Source organism: Micromonospora zhanjiangensis, assembly GCF_042650605.1.
Classification (GTDB): Bacteria; Actinomycetota; Actinomycetes; order Mycobacteriales; family Micromonosporaceae; genus Micromonospora_J; species Micromonospora_J zhanjiangensis.
The window spans coordinates 394,937-412,028 of record NZ_JBHSBN010000001.1 but is presented as its reverse complement, the minus strand read 5'-3'; the positions used below and the strand labels follow the sequence as shown (position 1 = coordinate 412,028).

Here is a 17,092-nt window from a genome sequence, read left to right as displayed (position 1 = left end):
ACGCACCGAGCGCAGCGAGGGCCATGAGGCCATGCCAGACCAGCCCAGCATGACCGAACGCACCGAGCGCAGCGAGGGCCATGAGGCCATGCCAGACCGGCCTTCCGTGGCCGATCCCGTCGCCGACCGCGCCACCGCCGGCTTCGTCGCCCGGTACGCCGCCACCCCCGACGGCCGGTGGGCCGCCCCGGGCCGGGTCAACCTGATCGGCGAGCACACCGACTACAACGACGGGTTCGTGCTGCCGTTCGCCCTGCCGCAGCACACCGTCGTCGCGGCGTCCCGGGTCGATCGACCGCACTGGACGATCTGGTCGGAGCACACCGACGCGGTGGTCACCTTCGACGAGGCGGGACTCGCCCCGGGCGCCGTCACCGGCTGGGCGGCGTACGTGGCCGGGGTGGTCTGGGCGCTGCGCGAGGCGGGACACGACGTGCCCGGTGCCCGACTGGCGATCGCCTCGGACGTACCGCTGGGTGCGGGGCTGTCCTCGTCGGCGGCGCTGGAGTCGGCGGTGCTCACCGCGCTCGCCGACCTCGGCGGCCTGGACCTGCCGGTCGACGACCGGCCCCGGCTGGCGCAGCGCGCCGAGAACGAGTACGTCGGCGCGCCCACCGGCATCATGGACCAGTCCGCGTCGATCCGCTGCCGTCCCGGGCACGCCCTGTTCCTGGACTGCCGGTCGTTGGACGTGGAGCAGATCCCGTTCGACCTGGCCGCCGAGGGACTCGCCGTGGTGGTCATCGACACCCGGGCCGAGCACCGGCACGTGGACGGCGAGTACGCCGCCCGCCGGAAGTCCTGCGAGTCGGCCGCCGGAGCGTTGGGCGTGGCCGCCCTACGTGACATCAGTCCGGAAGGCCTCGACGCCGCGCTGGACCGGTTACCGGACGAGGTGACCCGCCGCCGGGTCCGGCACGTGGTCACCGAGAACCAGCGGGTGCTGGACACTGTGGAGTTGCTCCGGTCGGGCCGGATCCGCGAGATCGGTCCGCTGCTGACCGCCTCGCACGCCTCGATGCGGGACGACTTCGAGATCACCGTGGCCGAGGTCGACACCGCCGTCGAGGCGGCGCTGACCGCCGGGGCGTACGGTGCCCGGATGACCGGCGGCGGCTTCGGCGGCTGCGTACTGGCCCTGGCCGACGCCGGTTTCGCCGACGCGGTCGCGGCGGCGGTCACCCGCGCGTACGGCGAACGCGGTTTCACCCGCCCCCGCTCGTTCACCGTCCTGCCGGCCGCCGGCGCGAACCGGCTGTCCTGACTCGACCCTCTGATGTAGACCGGCTTGACCCGCTGCGGTAGACCGGAGACATGCGGCAGAACGACGACGACCCGGACGCCCGCGCGGCGGGCCGGTTCGGACTGCGCCGGTTCCCGGTGCTGACCCTGATCGTCTTCGGGATCACGGCGGTCGGCAACGCACTGCAGTACGTGTTGCCCGGCTGGCTGCCGGCGCTGCAACGCACCCCGGCGGGCCTGCACGGGCAGTGGTGGCGCAGCGGCACGACCCTGCTGGTCCAGGACGGCGGGCTGCTCGGGGTGCTGGGCACGCTCGCCTTCCTGCTGGTCCTCGGCGCCCTGGCCGAGCAGGTCGTCAGCCGGTCGGCCTGGCTGCTCTGCTTCCTCGGCGCGGCGGCGGCCGGTGAGATCGCCGGGTACGCCTGGCAGCCGTACGGTGCGGGCAAGTCGGTGGGGGTGTGCGGCCTGGCGGCGGCGCTGCTGGTGGCGGCGCTGCGCGGCGCCGAACGGCTGCCGGTGATGACCGTGCCGGCCGTCCTGTACTGGTGCGCAGCGCTGCTGGCCGGTGTTTCGGTCGTCGGTGCGGTCGTCGCGGCGCTGGCCGGTGCGGCGACCGGGGCGGCGCTCGGGCGCGGCCTGCCGGTTGCCCGACCGGGCGCCGCGCTGGGCGTGGTCACGGCGGTGGTACTGACCGCGGTCACCGACCTCCACGGCGCCGCGATGCTCGCCGGCCTGGTCATCGCCGTCCTGCTCGCCGTTGCCGCCCGGCCGGACGACACCGGCCGGGCGGGGAGCACCGACCCGGTGCCCGGCAGTGGTGCGGCGGCCAAGGGATAGACCTGACCCCTGGTGATACGCCTGGCGCCCATAGGTAGCCACGGTTCCCAAGGAATAGGCGCGATCCTGTGGTGGCAGCTACGGTCGTCAAGGATGGGGGCGGCCGCCAGGATGTGCGTGACCCGCAGGATGCGCGCGACGGTCAGGATGCGTGGCCGTCAGAGTGGGTGCCCGTCAGGATGCGTGGCCGTCCGAATGCGCGTGGCCGTCCGAATGCGCGCGGCCGCCAGGTGCAGCCGTGATCGCCGAGGGTCGGACCGTCCCCGGGGCATGGGGACGGTTCCGTTTCATTGGCCCGCATCGCCGGCAACCGCGCTCGGAGCCGAGCCACGAGTCCGACGACGGCGGTCGGTGGGATCGTGGGTCAGCGAGCGCACCGGAGCGATCTCCTCGCGGGCGCGTTTCTCCGGTCTGCCCGGCCGGGTCAGCCGAGCAGGTTCTTCGGCGGGTGTTCGGCGTACAGCGCGCTGCGGACGGCGCCGAAGCACACCGAAGGCGCCCGCTCGCACCGGTCGGTGTTCTGGACGATGCGCGAGATGATCGTCAGCCGCGCGTGGCTCTCGAGGACCTCCCGCCGGCTGGCCGCCAACGCGTGTTCCAGCCTGTTCACCCGCTCCCGCAACCGACCCAACTCGTCCTGTTCATCCATCCGTGCTCCTCCTTCGTCCTCCGGGAGGCGTTTACGTACCGGACGCGCCCCGTCTGGGCACCGCCCGACCTTCAACTGCCCCCTACCTATATTGGCGGGTCAATTATGGCGCGCCTGAATATGCGCGCACGATCGGGTATGCCAGCGTGTGCCTACCTTTCTTTGCATGACCGAGGGACCGGGTGAGTTGGTCGGGCCTGGCGAGCTGCTGGCGCTGCTGGGTGTCGGCAGGTCCCGATTGCGGCAGATCGTCGCTCATCCCAACTTCCCCAAGCCCTACGCCCGACTGACCGGGATGAACGTCTGGCTGCGGGCTGACGTCGAGCGCTACATCGCCGAGTACCGCCGCCCTCGGCCCCCTGCGGACGACGACGAGCCCAGCTGACCGGCGCCTGCGCGCGTCCCATCGCCGGTTCGCTCGGTCCGGTTGGGCTCCGACCGGTGCTGGCGTCGCCCGTCGGGCGACGGCGTCCACACCTGTCGCCAGTCGCGCCACCACCACCTCCATGGCAGCGCCACCACCACCGCAGCGCCACCACCACCGCAGCGCCACCACCTCTGTTGCGGCGGCGTTGCCGCGCGGCACGGCCGCGACCGGCGCAGCCGAGAGCGGAGCCGCGTCTCCTCGGGGGATCCGAGGAGCGGCTGGAGCGGAAGTGGTGGTGGTCCCGGGGGTCAGCATCGTCGGTGGTAGTGGTTGCGGCGGGGTTGGCCGGTCGGGTCGAGCCAGGCCGGTGGGAGGAACTCGGATAGCCCGTCGGCGGCCAGGCGTACCTGCCAGCCGTCGTGGTGCACGACCCGGTGGTGATACCGGCACAACAGCACCGCGTTGGCCAGGCAGGTCTGGCCACCGTCGGCCCAGTGCACGATGTGATGCCCGTCGCTCCAGCGGGGCGGCCGGTCACAGCCGGAGAACGCGCACCCGCCGTCGCGCAACACCAACGCCCGCCGCAACGGCCCGGTGAACAACCGCCGCTGCCGACCCAGATCCAGCACCTGACCCGCGCCGTCGAGCACGGCGGGCAGGACCTGCGCATCGCACGCCACCCGCCGCACCGTCTCCGGCGTCAGGCGTTCCCCGCCGTCCAGGGTGGCGGTGCCGACCCGCTCGCGCAGAGTGTCCAGGTCGACGGTGACCACGACCTGCGGCCGGTCACCACCGTTGTCGGGAAGGACACCGGTGTGCAGGGCGAGGCGGCACACGTCGGTCAACGCGTCGGCCCGCCGCTGACCCGGCGACCGGTCATCCCCCAACCCCGACGGTCCACTGATCGGGTCGAGCGCGGCCCGAACCACCGCCGCGCTCTCCGCATCCAGCCGGCCGGTCAACCGCACCTGCCCGTCGGCATGCGGCGAGGAGAAGGTGACATGCCGACGGTCATGCGCCCGCGCCTCCGCCCGACGCAGCGCAGCCGCCTCGGCCTCGTCGGCCAACTCCGGGGCGACGTGCCCGAGGATCCGCCGCCCCAACTGGCGTAACGCCTTGGGTTCGAACCGGGTGGCGTAGTCGACCAGCAGACCCGCGGCCTTGTCCACCACCTCCGCACCGACCTCGGCCGGCAGATCACCCAGGATGTCGGTGATGACCTTCGCCTGCTCGACCGTGACCACACCCCGCCCCAACGCCTGTCGCACCACGACCGGTCCGGCCTCCAACGCGGCCGCCAGGTCGACCTGATGACGGGCCGCACCCGCGGAGACCCGCAACCGGTCCCGCAACCACACCACCGTCGACGACGCACCGTGCCCACCCGCGACCGCCCGCCCGTCGACCTCCCGCACCAACGCCAACCGCACGGCCGCCAACCGCTGCTCCACCACCTGCACCGCGTCCAACGCCGCGAGCAGATCCGCCTCCGACAACGCCCACACGGACGTGTCAGCACAAGACGAGATCACCTCGCCGACCCGCGCCAACACCTCCATCACGACCGCAGATTAGAACACCAGTACGACAAAAATCGGTCCCACGAAGATCGACAGCAAAAAATCTTCAAAATGGCGGCGATCCATCCCGCTGGTCGCCTTCGCACGGCCTCGCGCCTACCATTCCGGAATGGTTCTTCACGTCCACCGGTTCGGCCCGGTGGAGGGCCGATCACTGGTGGTACTGCACGGCCTGACGGGACATGGTCGGCGCTGGCGAACGCTGGCCAGCGAGGAGCTGCCCACCCGTCGGGTCGTTGCACCGGATCTGCGCGGGCACGGCCGATCGGCGCACGAACCGCCCTGGTCCTTGGAACAGCACGCGACCGATGTGCTGTCCATGATGGACGCGCTTGATCTGGAAACGGTGCCCGTCGTCGGCCACTCGCTGGGCGCCGCCGTGGCTGTCCACTTGGCCCGGCGGGCACCGCGGCGGATAGACCGGCTCGTCCTGCTCGATCCCGCCATGGGAATACCGTCCCGGGTCGCCGGCCAGTTGGCACACGATGCGTTGACGGTGCCGGAGTTCGACGATCCGACCCAGGCTGGGCTGGAACGCACGCGATCGTGGCCGGTCCAGGCGCGACGGTTGATCGGTGACGAGGTCGACGCACATCTCGCGCGCGGAGATGACGGGCGCTGGCGCTGGCGCTACCGCGCGCCTGCCTGTGTCACCGCGTACTCCGAACTGGCCCGCTCGGCCACCATGCGGTCGAGGAAGCAACAGCTACGCGCCCGGTTCGCGGCCGGAACCGCCGTACGGCGCTACACCAGGCTCGGGCGTACGGTGGTCCACGAGACCGCCGATCCCGAGGTGGTCATCGTCGAATTCGAGCTGCACGGGGGATGGTCCCGACCGGCCACGCCGAACGGACCGGGGAAAACCAGGGCTGACGGCGGGTGGCCGCCGCCGCTGACGAGCCGGTCGGCGTGGCGGCCGGGGCCGGAACAGCCGGCGCCGGTTAACCAGCCTCCACGATCATGCCGGCGCCGACCGTACGGTTGGTGCTCTCGTCGATCAGGATGAAACCGCCGGTGGTGCGGTTGCGCCGGTACTCGTCGGCGAGCAGTGGAACGGTGGTCCGCAGCCGCAGCCGGCCGATCTCGTTGAGCGCCAGTCCGGTGGCCGACTCGTCCCGGTGCAGCGAGTTGACATCCAGCCGGTAGTGCAGGGCCCGGACCACCGCCCGGGCCGACCGGGTGGTGTGCTTGAGCGCGTACTTGCCGCCCACCCGCAGCGGTTGGCTCTCGTCCAGCCAGCAGACCATCGCCTCGATGTCCTGGGCCACCGTCGGCGCGTTGTTCGGCCGGCAGATCATGTCGCCGCGGGACACGTCGAGTTCGTCGGTCAGCCGGACGGTGACCGACATCGGCGGGAACGCCTCCGCCACCGGGCCGTCCGCGGTGTCGATCGCCGCGATCCGGGTGGTGAAGCCGGACGGCAGCACCATCACCTCGTCACCGGGCTTGAGGACGCCGGAGGCCACCTGACCGGCGTACCCCCGGTAGTCGGTCACCGTGGTCGACTGCGGGCGGATGACGTACTGCACCGGGAACCGGACGTCGACCAGGTTGCGGTCCGAGGCGATGTGCACCCGTTCCAGGTGGTGCAGCAACGACGGTCCCTCGTACCAGGGCATGTTGGCCGACCGGCCGACGATGTTGTCACCGCGCAGGGCGGAGATCGGCAGGACCGTGAGGTCCGGCACCTCCAGCTTGGCGGCGAACGCGGTGAACTCGTCGGCGATCCGCTCGAAGACCTCCTGCGACCAGTCGACCAGGTCCATCTTGTTGACGCAGAGCACCAGGTGCGGCACCCGCAGCAGCGAGCACAGGAAGGCGTGCCGGCGGGACTGTTCGACCAGCCCCTTGCGGGCGTCCACCAGGATCAGGGCCAGGTCGGCCGTGGACGCGCCGGTGACCATGTTGCGGGTGTACTGGATGTGCCCGGGGGTGTCCGCGATGATGAACTTGCGCCGCGGCGTGGCGAAGTAGCGGTACGCCACGTCGATGGTGATGCCCTGTTCCCGTTCGGCCCGTAGCCCGTCGGTGAGCAGGGCCAGGTTGGTGTACTCGTCGCCCCGGGCCGCGCTGACCGCCTCGACCGCGGCGAGCTGGTCGGTGAACAGCGACTTGGTGTCGTAGAGCAGCCGACCGATCAGCGTCGACTTGCCATCGTCCACGCTGCCCGCGGTGGCGAACCGGAGCAGGTCCATGGCGCGGGCCTCCGGCCCGGCAGCGGTTGTCGTCGTCGGAGCCGACATCAGAAGTAGCCCTCCCGCTTGCGGTCTTCCATCGCCGCCTCGCTGACCCGGTCGTCGCCGCGGGTCGCGCCGCGTTCGGTGATCCGGGTGGCCGCGACCTCGGCGATCACCTTCTCGACGGTGTCCGCGTCGGACCGGACGGCGGCCGTGCAGGACGCGTCGCCGACCGTGCGGTAGCGCACCCGGGCCTTGACCTGTTCCTCGCCGGCCCGGGGGTGGATGAACTCGTTGACCGCGTACAACATGCCGTCCCGCTCGACCACCTCCCGCTCGTGGGCGTAGTAGATGGCCGGCAACGGCAGCCGTTCCCGGGCGATGTAGTGCCAGACGTCCAGCTCGGTCCAGTTGGACAGCGGGAAGACCCGGATCGACTCGCCCGGGTGGTGCCGGCCGTTGTACAGCGACCACAGCTCGGGTCGCTGGTTCTTCGGATCCCACTGGCCGAAGTCGTCCCGGAAACTGAAGATCCGTTCCTTGGCCCGGGCCTTCTCCTCGTCCCGGCGGGCGCCGCCGAACAGCGCGTCGAGGCGGTGCCGCTCCACCGCGTCCAGCAGCACCGGCGTCTGGATCCGGTTGCGGATGCCGTCCGGCGGCTCGGTGACCAGGCCGTCCCGCAACGCGTCGGGGACGCTGCCGATCAGCAGTTGCAGCCCGAGTTCGGCCACCCGCCGGTCCCGGTACTCCAGCACCTCGGGGAAGTTGTGGCCGGTGTCGACGTGCAGGACCGGGAACGGGATGTTCGCCGGCGCGAACGCCTTCTCGGCCAGCCGGAGCATGACGATCGAGTCCTTGCCGCCGGAGAACAGCAGGGCCGGTCGCTCCAGCTCGGCGACCACCTCGCGGATGACGAAGATGCTCTCGGCCTCCAGCGCGTCGAGCTGGGAGACCCGGTACCCGGGCGTCGCGGCGGCGGTCATCGGCTTCCCCATCTTTCCGGTAGGTCAAGTCGACTTTGTCGATCGGCCCCCAACTTACCCGGAATGACGCTGCAACGCCGCAAGTAACCGAGGAGCGAGATCCTTCCGGCAGACCAACAGGTCAGGCAGCCGCGGATCGGCCTCGTTGTAGCTCAACTCCGACCCGTCGATCCGGGACGCGTGCAGTCCGGTGCAGGCCGCCACCGCCACCGGCGCCGCCGAATCCCACTCGTACTGGCCACCGGCGTGCACGTACGCGTCGACGTCACCGCTGATCACCGCCGCGATCTTGGCACCCGCCGACCCCATCGGCACCAGTTGGGCGCCGACCTCCTCCGCCACGTCCGACACGAAGACCGGCGGCCGGCTACGACTGGCCGCCAGCCGGATCGCCGCACCCGAGGCGCCGGTCGCCGAGTCGAGACGCATCGGCGGGTACGCCGGCGGGAAGTCCGTACCGAGCACCCGGTGCTGGGCGGGCAGCGCCACCGCGCCACCGGCCAGCCGGTGCGGGCGGGACGACCGCCGGTCCCAGAGCGCGACGTGCACCGCCCAGTCGGTACGCCCCTCCTCGGCGTACTCCCCGGTCCCGTCGAGCGGATCGACGATCCACACCCGGTCGGCCGACAGCCGCGGCAGCGCGGCCCGGCCGAGCTCGGCCGTCCAGGCCAGCCGGGCGCCCTCGTCCTCCTCCGACAACACCGCGTCCGCCGGCCGCCAGCGGGCCAGTTCCGTGCGGATCAGATCATGCGCGACCTTGTCACCGGCCGCCTTCAGCGCACCCGGGTCGCCGAAGCCCAACTCGGCCCGCGTCTGGAGCAACACCTGGCCGGCCCGCTCGGCGAGCCACCGGGCGAACGCGCCGTCGATCACCGGTGGCGTCGTGGCCATCAGCACCCACCCCCGGGTACGAGGACCGCCGGTGCCATCCGCGTCATCCCGACCGCCTCCCTCACACCGTACGACTCGGCAACCCGACCAGCGACTCCCTCGCGCCACACTACCGGTCATGTCCGGCGCGAGCCCTCCGGCGTCACCCTCCGTGATACGTGTTCTGCGCCCATTCCACCCCGCGGGTGATCACCGCCTCGACCACGTCCGCCGTCCGGTCGACGAGAAACTCCAGCTCCTTGCGCTCGACGGCGGAGAAGTCGGAGAGCACGTAGTCGGCCGGATCCTGCCGACCCGGCGGCCGGCCGATGCCGAACCGGACCCGGACGTAGTCCTTGCCACCGAGCGACTTCGACATCGACCGCAGTCCGTTGTGACCGCCCTCGCCGCCGCCGCACTTCACCCGCACCTGCCCGTACGGGATGTCCAGCTCGTCGTGCACGGCGACCACCTGACCGACCGGCACCTTGTAGAACTGCGCCAACGCCGCCACCGGACCACCGGACAGGTTCATGTACGTCAACGGCTTGGCGAGGATCACCTTCGGCCCGCCGAACCCCAGCCGCCCCTCGGCGACGTCGGCCACCGCCCGACGGTGCCGGCCGGACCGGGCCCCGATCCGCCCGGCGAGCAGGTCGGCGACCATGAACCCGACGTTGTGCCGGTTCGCGGCGTACTCCCGGCCCGGGTTGCCGAGCCCCACCACCAACCACGGGTGAGCGTCGTCCGTCACCGTCGCCTCCTTCGCCCGAACCAGGCTCCAAAAGAATCAGGCGCCCCCGAGGTGTCGGGGGCGCCTGATGTCACGGAATCGATCAGGCCTCGGCCTGCGCCGGAGCTTCCTCGGCGGCGGGGGCCTCGGCACCCTCGGCGGCTTCCGCACCCTCGGCGGCCTCCTCGGCCTCCTCGGTCTCGCCCAGCTCGGCGGCGAGCTGCTCGACGGTCGGCGCCGCGGTGATCGCGGCCACGATGGACTCCGGGTCGGCCGCCAGCTCGGTACCCGACGGCAGCTTCACGTCCTTGGCGAGGATCTGCGAACCGGCCTCGAGACCCTCGATGGAGACCTCCAGCGACTCCGGCAGCCGGGTCGCGTCGGCGACCACCGACAGCGTGTCGTGCTCGTGCACGATCAGCGTGTTCTTGGCGGCCTCGCCGGTCAGCAGCACCGGCACGTCGACCGTGACCTTCTCGCCCCGCCGGACGATCAGCAGGTCGATGTGGTCGAAGGAGTCCTTGATCGGGTCACGCTGGATCGCCTTGGGCAGCGCCAGCGCCTGGGTGCCGTCACTGATCTCGATCGTGAACAACTGGTTGGCGCCGCCGCGCCGGATCGCGGCGGCGAACTCCCGCGCGGGAAGCGCGATGTGCTTGGGCTTCTCGCCGTGGCCGTACAGCACGGCGGGCACCTTGCCGGCCCGGCGGGTACGACGGGCACCACCCTTGCCGAACTCGGTACGGGGCTCGGCGCTGATCTTTACCTCGGACACGGGGAAACTCCTGATACGTTCGCTGCGGCGGTGTGTCGTCTCGTTAACGTCGTCTCGGTGCCGGGCGAGGGAGGCGCTCGCTGGGGCCCATGCGTCCGCATGCCCGGAGCACCGCGTCGATGACGGTGCCTCCGTGCGGCGCTCCTTCGTCAGCGTCCCGCAGGGCTCCCTCGCCGTGGCAACCGGACCAGTCTACCCGAGCCGGAAAGCAGCCCTCCGTCGGCACCCACCCCGCGGCACCCGCGCCGACCGGACGACGGGCACGGTCAGCTCAGCCCACCGAACAACGTGGTCACCGAGCCGTCGTCGAACACCTCGCGGATGGCCCGGGCCAGCAGCGGCGCGATCGACAGTACGGTGATCTTGTCGAGCTGCTTCTCCGGCGGCAGCGGCAGCGTGTTGGTCACCACCACCTCGCTGATCCGGCCGTTCTTCAGCCGCTCGGTGGCCGGGTCCGACAGCAGGGCGTGGGTCGAGGCGACGATCACCTCGGCGGCACCGGAGGAGTCCAGGATCTCGGCGGCCTTGCAGATGGTGCCACCAGTGTCGATCATGTCGTCGACGATCAGGCAGACCCGGCCCTCGACGTCACCGACCACCCGGTTGGCCACCACCTGGTTGGGCTTCAACGGATCCCGGGTCTTGTGGATGAACGCCAGCGGGCAGCCGCCCATCCGGTCGGTCCACCGCTCCGCGACCCGGACTCGACCCGAGTCCGGCGCCACCACGGTCATCGGCCGGCCGGCGTACTTGCGCTCGACGTACTCGGCCAGCACGTCCATCGCGAACAGGTGGTCCACCGGCCCGTCGAAGAAACCCTGGATCTGCGCGGTGTGCAGGTCGACGGTGAGGATCCGGTTGGCCCCCGCCGTCTTCAGCAGGTCGGCCACCAGCCGGGCCGAGATCGGCTCCCGGCCACGGTGCTTCTTGTCCTGCCGGGCGTACGGGTAGAACGGCAAAACCACCGTGATCCGCTTCGCCGATCCGCGCTTCAGCGCGTCGACCATGATCAAGGTTTCCATCACCCACCGGTTCACCCCGTGGGTGATGGACTGCACCACGAAGGCGTCCGAACCGCGGACCGACTCCTTGAACCGTACGAAGATCTCGCCGTTGGCGAAATCATAGGCGTCCGACGGGGTCGGCGCGACGCCGAGCACCTCGCCGATCTCCTGGGCCAACTCCGGAAAACCCCGTCCGGAGAAGAGCATGAGGCTCTTGCGATTTTCGGCGACGATGCTGCCCATCGGCTCGTCCGCTCCCGTTGACTCGATGGTGTCCCGGCGTTCCAGCCCAGGGTCGTTCACCTGGAGTATCTCTCGGCTATGAATCCCGGCCACCGGACCCGGTGTCCGGGTGGGCTGACTCACCCCCGGCCGCGCCGGTCGGGCCGGCACCGGCAGCGTCGCCGGACTCCGGCCGTCCGGTCGCGAGCGCCGCCCGGGCCGCCTCGGCCGACCGGGTGCCGGCCCGACGCCGCAACACCCAGTTGTCGATGGCCCGCTGCGGTGCCCGGGTGACCCCGAGCGCTCCCGGCGGGACGTCCTGCGTGATCGCGCTGCCGGCCGCGACGTACGCGCCCGCGCCCACCTCGACCGGGGCGATCAGGCTGGTGTCGCAGCCGACGAAGGCGGCCTCACCCACGGTGGTGTGGTGCTTGGCCACCCCGTCGTAGTTCACGAAGATCGTCGCGGCACCGATGTTCGCCCGGGCGCCGATGGTGGCGTCCCCCACGTACGACAGGTGCGGCACCTTCGCGCCCGCGCCGATCTCCGACTTCTTCACCTCGACGAACGTGCCGACCTTGGCCTTCTCCCGCAGCGTGGCCTCCGGCCGCAGGTAGGCGTACGGACCGACGCTGGCGCCGGGACCGATCTCGGCACCCACGGCATGCGCGCGCAGCACCGTCGCGCCGGCGCCGACCACGGTGTCGACCAACGTCACGTCCGGGCCCACGGTCGCCTCCGCGCCGACCGTGGTCGAGCCCTGCAGCTGGGTGTTCTGGTCCACCACCGCGTCCCGTTCCAGGGTCACGGTCACGTCGATCCAGGTCGATGCCGGATCGAGGATGGTCACCCCGGAGCGCATCCAACCGTCGTTGATCCGGTCGGCCAGCAACCGGCGCAGCCCCGCCAGCTCGACCCGGTCGTTGCAGCCCAGCGTCTCGGTGGCGTCCGCCGCCACGTGCACCGCCACCGGCTCGCCGGCACCGACCAGCAGGCCGAAGACGTCGGTGAGGTACTCCTCGCCCTGGTCGTTGTCGGTGGACAGCTTGCCCAGCGCGGCCCGCAACCGGCCGGCGTCGAAGGCGTAGATCCCGGCGTTGATCTCCCGTACCGCGCGCTGGACGGGGGTGGCGTCGCGCTCCTCGACGATCTGTTCGAGCCGGCCCGCCTCGTCCCGGACGATCCGGCCCAGGCCCGTCGGGTCGGCCACCTCGGCGGCCAGCACGGTGCCGGCGGCGCCGGCCGCCTCGTGCGCCTCGACCAGCGCGCGTACCGTGTCGGCCCGCAGCAGCGGCACGTCGCCGTTGATCACGACGACCGTGCCGGCGCGCTCCGGGACACTCTCCAACGCCACCCGTACGGCGTGGCCGGTGCCGAGCTGCTCGGCCTGCAGCACCGTGCCCGCGCTCGGGGCGACCTCGGCCAGGTGCGCGGTGACCCGGTCGGCGCCGTGCCCGACCACGACCACGGTCTGCTCCGCGGCGAGCGGCTCGGCGGCGGCGAGTACGTGCCCGACGAGGGTCCGGCCGAGCAGCGGGTGGAGCACCTTGGGCAGTGCCGACTTCATCCGCTTGCCCTCGCCGGCGGCGAGAACGACCACGGTACGGGCGCGGGGCTGGGACACGAGGGAGCTCCCGTCGAAGGGATGGGCAGTCTGCGGCCTCATGCTAACCACGCAGCAGCCGGCCACGGGTCCAGCTCCCGGGAGAGGATTCGAACCCCTACAATCAGGACCAAAACCTGACGTCCTGCCATTAGACGACCCGGGACGGTCTAAAACGGGCAAAGCGTACTTTGGCCCGAGGCATCTACACCCTACCGCCCCACCCCCGAATCCTCACCGGCCATTCCCCTCATGATCCCCTCGATTCGCCAGTACAGCTCCCGCGACCGGGGAACGTCAATGATCAGGCACCCTCGGTAGTCGTCGCCGACATTGCGTCGCCGGGTGGACAGGGCGTGCTTCTTGATGTTCGGCCGCTGAAACGCCTCAGCCGCCACCCCGACCAGTTCCGCCCACCACCGAGTGGCCGCCTCCACCTGGGCCGTTTCATGGATGCTCACCCGGAAGTCGGTGGGCCGCCACGGCTTCGCCTTGCAGCCCTCGCACCAATAGATCGCGGCACCGACCAGCATCACCTCGCGGTCGTCGATCGAGCCGACCCACCGTGCCGCCGCGGTCACGGCGGCCCCGTGCGCCGCGTCCCGGGTCTGGCGATGCTCGCCCCAGAGCGCGTCCGTCATCCGCCGTGAGTGCGCCTGCCGGCGGGCCCGCTCCGCGTCGACGTCGCGGTCGAGCGGCAGGTGCCGGACCCACTGGTACGCCGTCAACCTGGCCACGCCCAGCACCGCCGCGATGTCGACCACCGACCGCCCCTGGGCGCGCAGCTCGACGGCCCGGGCCCGCAGATCGTCCTTGGCGTTGGGTCGTTTGGTCCAGTCCGGGGCGGGAACCCCGCGCAGCATCCGGCGCAGCCGGTCCTTGCCGACACCCAGCCGGTCCTGGATCTGGCGCACGGAGAGCCGTTCGACGACGCGCAGCCGGCGCGCCTCGGCGACGAGCGCCGAGTCCCCGGCCGGCCAGTCGGGATCACCTCCGCCGAGGGCCGGCGGATCGACGGAGGACGGTCGAGCTGGCGGCATCTGCTTGGTCATGACGTGCAGATTAGAACACCCGTACGATAAGTTCAGGGAACTACCAGAAACTCGCCCGCTGCAATCTACGGCTCCGTAAGTTACGGTGACGTAGGCGTAAGTTAGTGATCATCCACCCCTGTGAGGTGCCATGTCGACCACACTCCTTGAATCCCCCGGTCCGCGCAGCGGTCCCAAGCCACTGACCGAGGGCAAGCAACCGCCGGGCATCATGATCGGCCTATGGGCGTTCGTGACCGTCCCGTTCGTCGCCCTGCTCGTCGCCGTACCGGTGGCCTGGGGTGGCTGGTTGCACTGGAGCGACATCGGGATCGGCGCCTTCTGGTATCTGGTCTCGGGGTTGGGCATCACCGTCGGCTTCCACCGGTACTTCACGCATGGTTCGTTCAAGGCCAAGCGGTGGCTGCGGGTGGCACTGGCCGTCGCCGGCTCACTCGCGGTGCAGGGCAGCATCATCCAGTGGGTGGCCGACCACCGGCGGCACCACGCGTACTCCGACCAGGAGGGCGACCCGCACTCGCCGTGGCGGTTCGGCGAGAGCCTGTGGGGTCTGACCAAAGGTCTGTTCCACGCGCACGTCGGCTGGCTGTTCCACCGCGAGCTGTCCAACCGGGAACGGTTCGCCCCGGACCTGCTCGCCGACCGGGACATCCGGCGGGTGGACGACTTCTTCCCCGGGCTGGTGGTGGTCTCCGCCCTCGGACCGGCGCTGATGGGCGGCCTGTTCACGATGTCCTGGCAGGGCGCGCTCAGCGCGTTCTTCTGGGCCGGCCTGGTCCGGATCGCGCTGCTGCACCACGTCACCTGGGCGATCAATTCGGTGTGCCACGTCTACGGCGAGCGTCCGTTCGAGATGCGCCAGGGCGACAAGGCCGCCAACTTCTGGCCGCTGGCCATCCTGTCGATGGGCGAGAGCTGGCACAACCTGCACCATGCCGACCCGACCAGCGCCCGGCACGGCGTCCTGCGCGGGCAGATCGACATCTCGGCCCGGGTCATCTGGCTGCTGGAGAAGGCCGGCGCGGCCTCGAACGTCCGGTGGCCGAAGCCCGAGCGGATCGCGGCGAAACTGGTGGATCCGACCAGTCAACGGTGAGTGGCGCCGTCGGCGGGACCGCCGCGCCGGGCGTCACCTGGCAGGATGGCCGGGTGACGGAGCGCAGTGATGGTGTGAACAGCCACGGTGTCCGCCGGGCGCACCGGCGGGGCGAACCAATGCCGGACGACACCGGCGGCGCCGGTCGGCCGCCGCCGGTCCCGGCGAAGCCCGGTTCCCGGGTACGCATGTCGGCGGCACAGCGCCGCGAGCAGCTGATCTCGATCGGTCGGCAGATCTTCGCCGAGCGTGGCTTCGACGCGACCTCCATCGAGGAGGTGGCGGCCCGGGCGAAGGTGTCCAAGCCGGTGGTGTACGAGCACTTCGGCGGCAAGGAGGGCCTCTACGCCGTCGTGGTGGACCGCGAGGTGCGTGCCCTGCTGGACCGGATCACCACGGCGCTGACCGCGGGGCATCCCCGTGAGCTGCTGGAACAGGCCGCGCTGGCGCTGCTCGGTTACATCGAGGAGGAGAACAGCGGGTTCCGGGTGCTGGTGCGGGAGTCGCCGGTGATGTCCGCCACCGGCAACTTCAGCAGCGTGCTCAACGACGTCGCGCACCAGGTGGAGCACATCCTCGGCGCCGAGTTCAAGAGCCGGGGGTACGACCCGAAGCTTGCCGAACTGTACGCCCAGGCCCTGGTGGGGATGGTGGCGTTGACCGGCCGGTGGTGGCTGGAGGTGCGCAAGCCGCGCAAGGAGGCGGTGGCCGCGCATCTGGTCAATCTCGCCTGGAACGGCCTGTCCCATCTGGAGTCCAAGCCGACCCTGATGACCCGCCGGCTGCGCTGAACCCGGCCGAGCCGGTCAGCGGTGCCGGCCGAGCGGGTCAGCGGTGCCGGCCCGGCGAGGGGCGGGCGCCGTGCCGGTAGGCGTTTTCGGCCCGGGCGTGGTCGTGCGGGCCGACCTTGTCGTACAGGCCGGTGGCCAGAAAGAGCAGGCCGAACAGCAGCGAGACCAGGACCGTCGACATGGAGAAGTTGAGGAAGTTGGCGCTGGTCTGCAGGACGGTCATCATGGCCAGGCCGGTCACCATGAACACCACCCCGGCGGTGAGGTTCATGAAGTGGCCGAGGTTGCCCCGGCGGGACGCGCCGATCAGCAGGCCGATCCCGAAGACCACGGAGATCAGCGAAAAGGCCAGGTTGGTGCGCAGGCCGAGGACCCAGACGTTGTTCCGGGAGAACAGTCCCTCTCCCCAGGTGGCCCAGACGCCGAGGATCCCGAAGACCAGGATGTAGAGCCCGACGAGGCCGGCGATGATCCGGTAGAGCGGACGTGCCGGGTGGTTGACCGGAATGTGCGCCATGCCACTTCTCCCTCCGTACGACCGATGGGTCGTACTTGGGATTGTCGCCCAGCGGTGGGGCGATTCGCCGGAAATCCGGCGTCGGCGCGGTCCGGCGGAGCGGGCGGGTCGCCCGCGCCGGGGCCGGACCGCGCCGGGGTCACCCGAACAGCCGGGACTGCTCCCAGGCGTGCACGTCCTTGTCCGAGCCGACCCGGCCGTACATGGCGGCCATCAGCAGGACCATGCTGAGCGTCATGAGCACGATGCAGGTGACCACGCTGACGTTCAGGATGTTGGCCCCGGTATGGGACACCGCGAGGCTGGCCAGGGCGATGGCCGCGAGCAGGTAGGCGAGGGCCCGGTTGACCCTCGTGTCGACGTTCCGGCCGATCACGGCCGCCGCCAGGGCGATCAGTCCGAGCACCGCCAGGACCAGCCCGCCGCCGGGGTTGATGCCCTGGCCGAGCACCTTGACGCCGGGGTCCTGGCCGAAGAACTCACCGCCGTTGATCAGGGCAAGCCCGCCGAAGATCACCAGGTACAGGCCGGTCAGCGCGGCCAGCGCCCGGTAGACGGGGCGCGCGGGATGGTTGACGGGGTTGTGGTCCATGA

18 protein-coding genes and 1 tRNA gene are annotated in these 17,092 nt (G+C 71.0%); 6 read left to right on the top strand and 13 right to left on the bottom strand.

Annotated features, from left to right (window positions below; genetic code table 11):
- The first annotated feature begins 88 nt into the window (after positions 1 to 88).
- Together galK and ACFOX0_RS01970 are read left to right on the top strand one after the other, a co-directional pair.
- Positions 89 to 1,264: a galactokinase gene (gene galK, locus ACFOX0_RS01975; RefSeq protein ID WP_377541882.1), complete on the top strand. Its 1,176-nt coding sequence runs from the start codon at positions 89 to 91 to the stop codon at positions 1,262 to 1,264.
- A 50-nt stretch (positions 1,265 to 1,314) separates the two neighbouring features.
- Entirely contained in the window at positions 1,315 to 2,079 is a 765-nt protein-coding gene (locus ACFOX0_RS01970; RefSeq protein ID WP_377541630.1) for a hypothetical protein, read from the top strand.
- Between the two features lie 424 nt (positions 2,080 to 2,503).
- On the opposite strand, the gene ACFOX0_RS01965 is transcribed toward ACFOX0_RS01970, so the two are convergent.
- Complete coding sequence (locus ACFOX0_RS01965; RefSeq protein WP_377541629.1) at positions 2,504 to 2,728, bottom strand: hypothetical protein; 225 nt, start codon at positions 2,726 to 2,728, stop codon at positions 2,504 to 2,506.
- Positions 2,729 to 2,894: 166 nt separating this feature from the next.
- Between ACFOX0_RS01965 and ACFOX0_RS01960 the strand changes: the two genes are divergently transcribed.
- The gene (locus ACFOX0_RS01960) at positions 2,895 to 3,113 is read left to right on the top strand and encodes a helix-turn-helix transcriptional regulator (RefSeq protein WP_377541628.1); all 219 of its coding nucleotides are present in this window, start codon (positions 2,895 to 2,897) and stop codon (positions 3,111 to 3,113) included.
- A gap of 290 nt (positions 3,114 to 3,403) precedes the next feature.
- Here the strand turns inward: ACFOX0_RS01960 and ACFOX0_RS01955 are convergent, their stop codons facing one another.
- Positions 3,404 to 4,654: an HNH endonuclease signature motif containing protein gene (locus tag ACFOX0_RS01955; protein ID WP_377541880.1), complete on the bottom strand. Its 1,251-nt coding sequence runs from the start codon at positions 4,652 to 4,654 to the stop codon at positions 3,404 to 3,406.
- 130 nt (positions 4,655 to 4,784) lie between these two features.
- Between ACFOX0_RS01955 and ACFOX0_RS01950 the strand changes: the two genes are divergently transcribed.
- On the top strand, positions 4,785 to 5,681 hold the full coding sequence (locus ACFOX0_RS01950) for an alpha/beta fold hydrolase (protein WP_377541627.1): 897 nt from the start codon (positions 4,785 to 4,787) through the stop codon (positions 5,679 to 5,681).
- On the opposite strand, the gene ACFOX0_RS01945 is transcribed toward ACFOX0_RS01950, so the two are convergent.
- The 9 genes from ACFOX0_RS01945 to ACFOX0_RS01905 all read right to left on the bottom strand — a co-directional run bounded on the left by ACFOX0_RS01945 (position 5,617) and on the right by ACFOX0_RS01905 (position 14,094).
- On the bottom strand, positions 5,617 to 6,918 hold the full coding sequence (locus tag ACFOX0_RS01945) for a sulfate adenylyltransferase subunit 1 (protein ID WP_377541626.1): 1,302 nt from the start codon (positions 6,916 to 6,918) through the stop codon (positions 5,617 to 5,619). The genes ACFOX0_RS01950 and ACFOX0_RS01945 overlap by 65 nt on opposite strands.
- Positions 6,918 to 7,835, bottom strand: coding sequence for a sulfate adenylyltransferase subunit CysD (cysD, locus tag ACFOX0_RS01940; RefSeq protein ID WP_377541625.1), 918 nt, complete (start codon positions 7,833 to 7,835; stop codon positions 6,918 to 6,920). The genes ACFOX0_RS01945 and cysD overlap by 1 nt, the downstream gene beginning before the upstream one ends.
- 54 nt (positions 7,836 to 7,889) lie before the next feature.
- Positions 7,890 to 8,726 carry a 3'(2'),5'-bisphosphate nucleotidase CysQ gene (locus ACFOX0_RS01935; RefSeq protein WP_377541624.1) on the bottom strand — a complete coding sequence of 279 codons (837 nt, stop codon included), beginning with the start codon at positions 8,724 to 8,726 and terminating at the stop codon, positions 7,890 to 7,892.
- Positions 8,727 to 8,868: 142 nt separating this feature from the next.
- A complete protein-coding gene (pth, locus tag ACFOX0_RS01930; protein WP_377541623.1) occupies positions 8,869 to 9,459 on the bottom strand; it encodes an aminoacyl-tRNA hydrolase in 591 nt (196 codons plus the stop codon).
- Positions 9,460 to 9,541: 82 nt separating this feature from the next.
- The gene (locus tag ACFOX0_RS01925; protein WP_377541622.1) at positions 9,542 to 10,213 is read right to left on the bottom strand and encodes a 50S ribosomal protein L25/general stress protein Ctc; all 672 of its coding nucleotides are present in this window, start codon (positions 10,211 to 10,213) and stop codon (positions 9,542 to 9,544) included.
- A gap of 266 nt (positions 10,214 to 10,479) precedes the next feature.
- Entirely contained in the window at positions 10,480 to 11,460 is a 981-nt protein-coding gene (locus tag ACFOX0_RS01920) for a ribose-phosphate diphosphokinase (RefSeq protein WP_377541879.1), read from the bottom strand.
- A gap of 76 nt (positions 11,461 to 11,536) precedes the next feature.
- Positions 11,537 to 13,105, bottom strand: a complete 1,569-nt coding sequence (gene glmU, locus ACFOX0_RS01915; protein WP_377541621.1) for a bifunctional UDP-N-acetylglucosamine diphosphorylase/glucosamine-1-phosphate N-acetyltransferase GlmU — start codon at positions 13,103 to 13,105, stop codon at positions 11,537 to 11,539.
- Between the two features lie 32 nt (positions 13,106 to 13,137).
- Positions 13,138 to 13,208 (bottom strand) — tRNA-Gln (locus ACFOX0_RS01910).
- Positions 13,209 to 13,254: 46 nt separating this feature from the next.
- On the bottom strand, positions 13,255 to 14,094 hold the full coding sequence (locus ACFOX0_RS01905; RefSeq protein ID WP_377541620.1) for a helix-turn-helix domain-containing protein: 840 nt from the start codon (positions 14,092 to 14,094) through the stop codon (positions 13,255 to 13,257).
- 130 nt (positions 14,095 to 14,224) lie between these two features.
- On the opposite strand from ACFOX0_RS01905, the gene ACFOX0_RS01900 reads away from it, so the two are divergent.
- Together ACFOX0_RS01900 and ACFOX0_RS01895 are read left to right on the top strand one after the other, a co-directional pair.
- On the top strand, positions 14,225 to 15,190 hold the full coding sequence (locus ACFOX0_RS01900; protein ID WP_377541619.1) for an acyl-CoA desaturase: 966 nt from the start codon (positions 14,225 to 14,227) through the stop codon (positions 15,188 to 15,190).
- Between the two features lie 119 nt (positions 15,191 to 15,309).
- The gene (locus ACFOX0_RS01895) at positions 15,310 to 15,981 is read left to right on the top strand and encodes a TetR family transcriptional regulator (protein WP_377541878.1); all 672 of its coding nucleotides are present in this window, start codon (positions 15,310 to 15,312) and stop codon (positions 15,979 to 15,981) included.
- Positions 15,982 to 16,018: 37 nt separating this feature from the next.
- On the opposite strand, the gene ACFOX0_RS01890 is transcribed toward ACFOX0_RS01895, so the two are convergent.
- Both ACFOX0_RS01890 and ACFOX0_RS01885 read right to left on the bottom strand, forming a co-directional pair.
- The gene (locus tag ACFOX0_RS01890) at positions 16,019 to 16,498 is read right to left on the bottom strand and encodes a DUF4383 domain-containing protein (protein WP_377541618.1); all 480 of its coding nucleotides are present in this window, start codon (positions 16,496 to 16,498) and stop codon (positions 16,019 to 16,021) included.
- 139 nt (positions 16,499 to 16,637) lie between these two features.
- Entirely contained in the window at positions 16,638 to 17,090 is a 453-nt protein-coding gene (locus ACFOX0_RS01885) for a DUF4383 domain-containing protein (RefSeq protein ID WP_377541617.1), read from the bottom strand.
- Positions 17,091 to 17,092 lie beyond the last annotated feature (2 nt).

Coding starts and splice junctions, on each gene's coding strand:
- galK (WP_377541882.1), top strand. CDS start 89: ATGCCAGACCGGCCTTCCGTGGCCGATCCCGTCGCCGACCGCGCCACC.
- ACFOX0_RS01920 (WP_377541879.1), bottom strand. CDS start 11,460: ATGGGCAGCATCGTCGCCGAAAATCGCAAGAGCCTCATGCTCTTCTCC.
- ACFOX0_RS01905 (WP_377541620.1), bottom strand. CDS start 14,094: ATGACCAAGCAGATGCCGCCAGCTCGACCGTCCTCCGTCGATCCGCCG.
- ACFOX0_RS01945 (WP_377541626.1), bottom strand. CDS start 6,918: ATGTCGGCTCCGACGACGACAACCGCTGCCGGGCCGGAGGCCCGCGCC.
- ACFOX0_RS01955 (WP_377541880.1), bottom strand. CDS start 4,654: ATGGAGGTGTTGGCGCGGGTCGGCGAGGTGATCTCGTCTTGTGCTGAC.
- ACFOX0_RS01935 (WP_377541624.1), bottom strand. CDS start 8,726: ATGGCCACGACGCCACCGGTGATCGACGGCGCGTTCGCCCGGTGGCTC.
- ACFOX0_RS01890 (WP_377541618.1), bottom strand. CDS start 16,498: ATGGCGCACATTCCGGTCAACCACCCGGCACGTCCGCTCTACCGGATC.
- ACFOX0_RS01885 (WP_377541617.1), bottom strand. CDS start 17,090: ATGGACCACAACCCCGTCAACCATCCCGCGCGCCCCGTCTACCGGGCG.
- ACFOX0_RS01960 (WP_377541628.1), top strand. CDS start 2,895: ATGACCGAGGGACCGGGTGAGTTGGTCGGGCCTGGCGAGCTGCTGGCG.
- ACFOX0_RS01900 (WP_377541619.1), top strand. CDS start 14,225: ATGTCGACCACACTCCTTGAATCCCCCGGTCCGCGCAGCGGTCCCAAG.
- glmU (WP_377541621.1), bottom strand. CDS start 13,105: ATGAGGCCGCAGACTGCCCATCCCTTCGACGGGAGCTCCCTCGTGTCC.
- ACFOX0_RS01950 (WP_377541627.1), top strand. CDS start 4,785: ATGGTTCTTCACGTCCACCGGTTCGGCCCGGTGGAGGGCCGATCACTG.
- ACFOX0_RS01970 (WP_377541630.1), top strand. CDS start 1,315: ATGCGGCAGAACGACGACGACCCGGACGCCCGCGCGGCGGGCCGGTTC.
- cysD (WP_377541625.1), bottom strand. CDS start 7,835: ATGACCGCCGCCGCGACGCCCGGGTACCGGGTCTCCCAGCTCGACGCG.
- ACFOX0_RS01895 (WP_377541878.1), top strand. CDS start 15,310: ATGCCGGACGACACCGGCGGCGCCGGTCGGCCGCCGCCGGTCCCGGCG.
- ACFOX0_RS01965 (WP_377541629.1), bottom strand. CDS start 2,728: ATGGATGAACAGGACGAGTTGGGTCGGTTGCGGGAGCGGGTGAACAGG.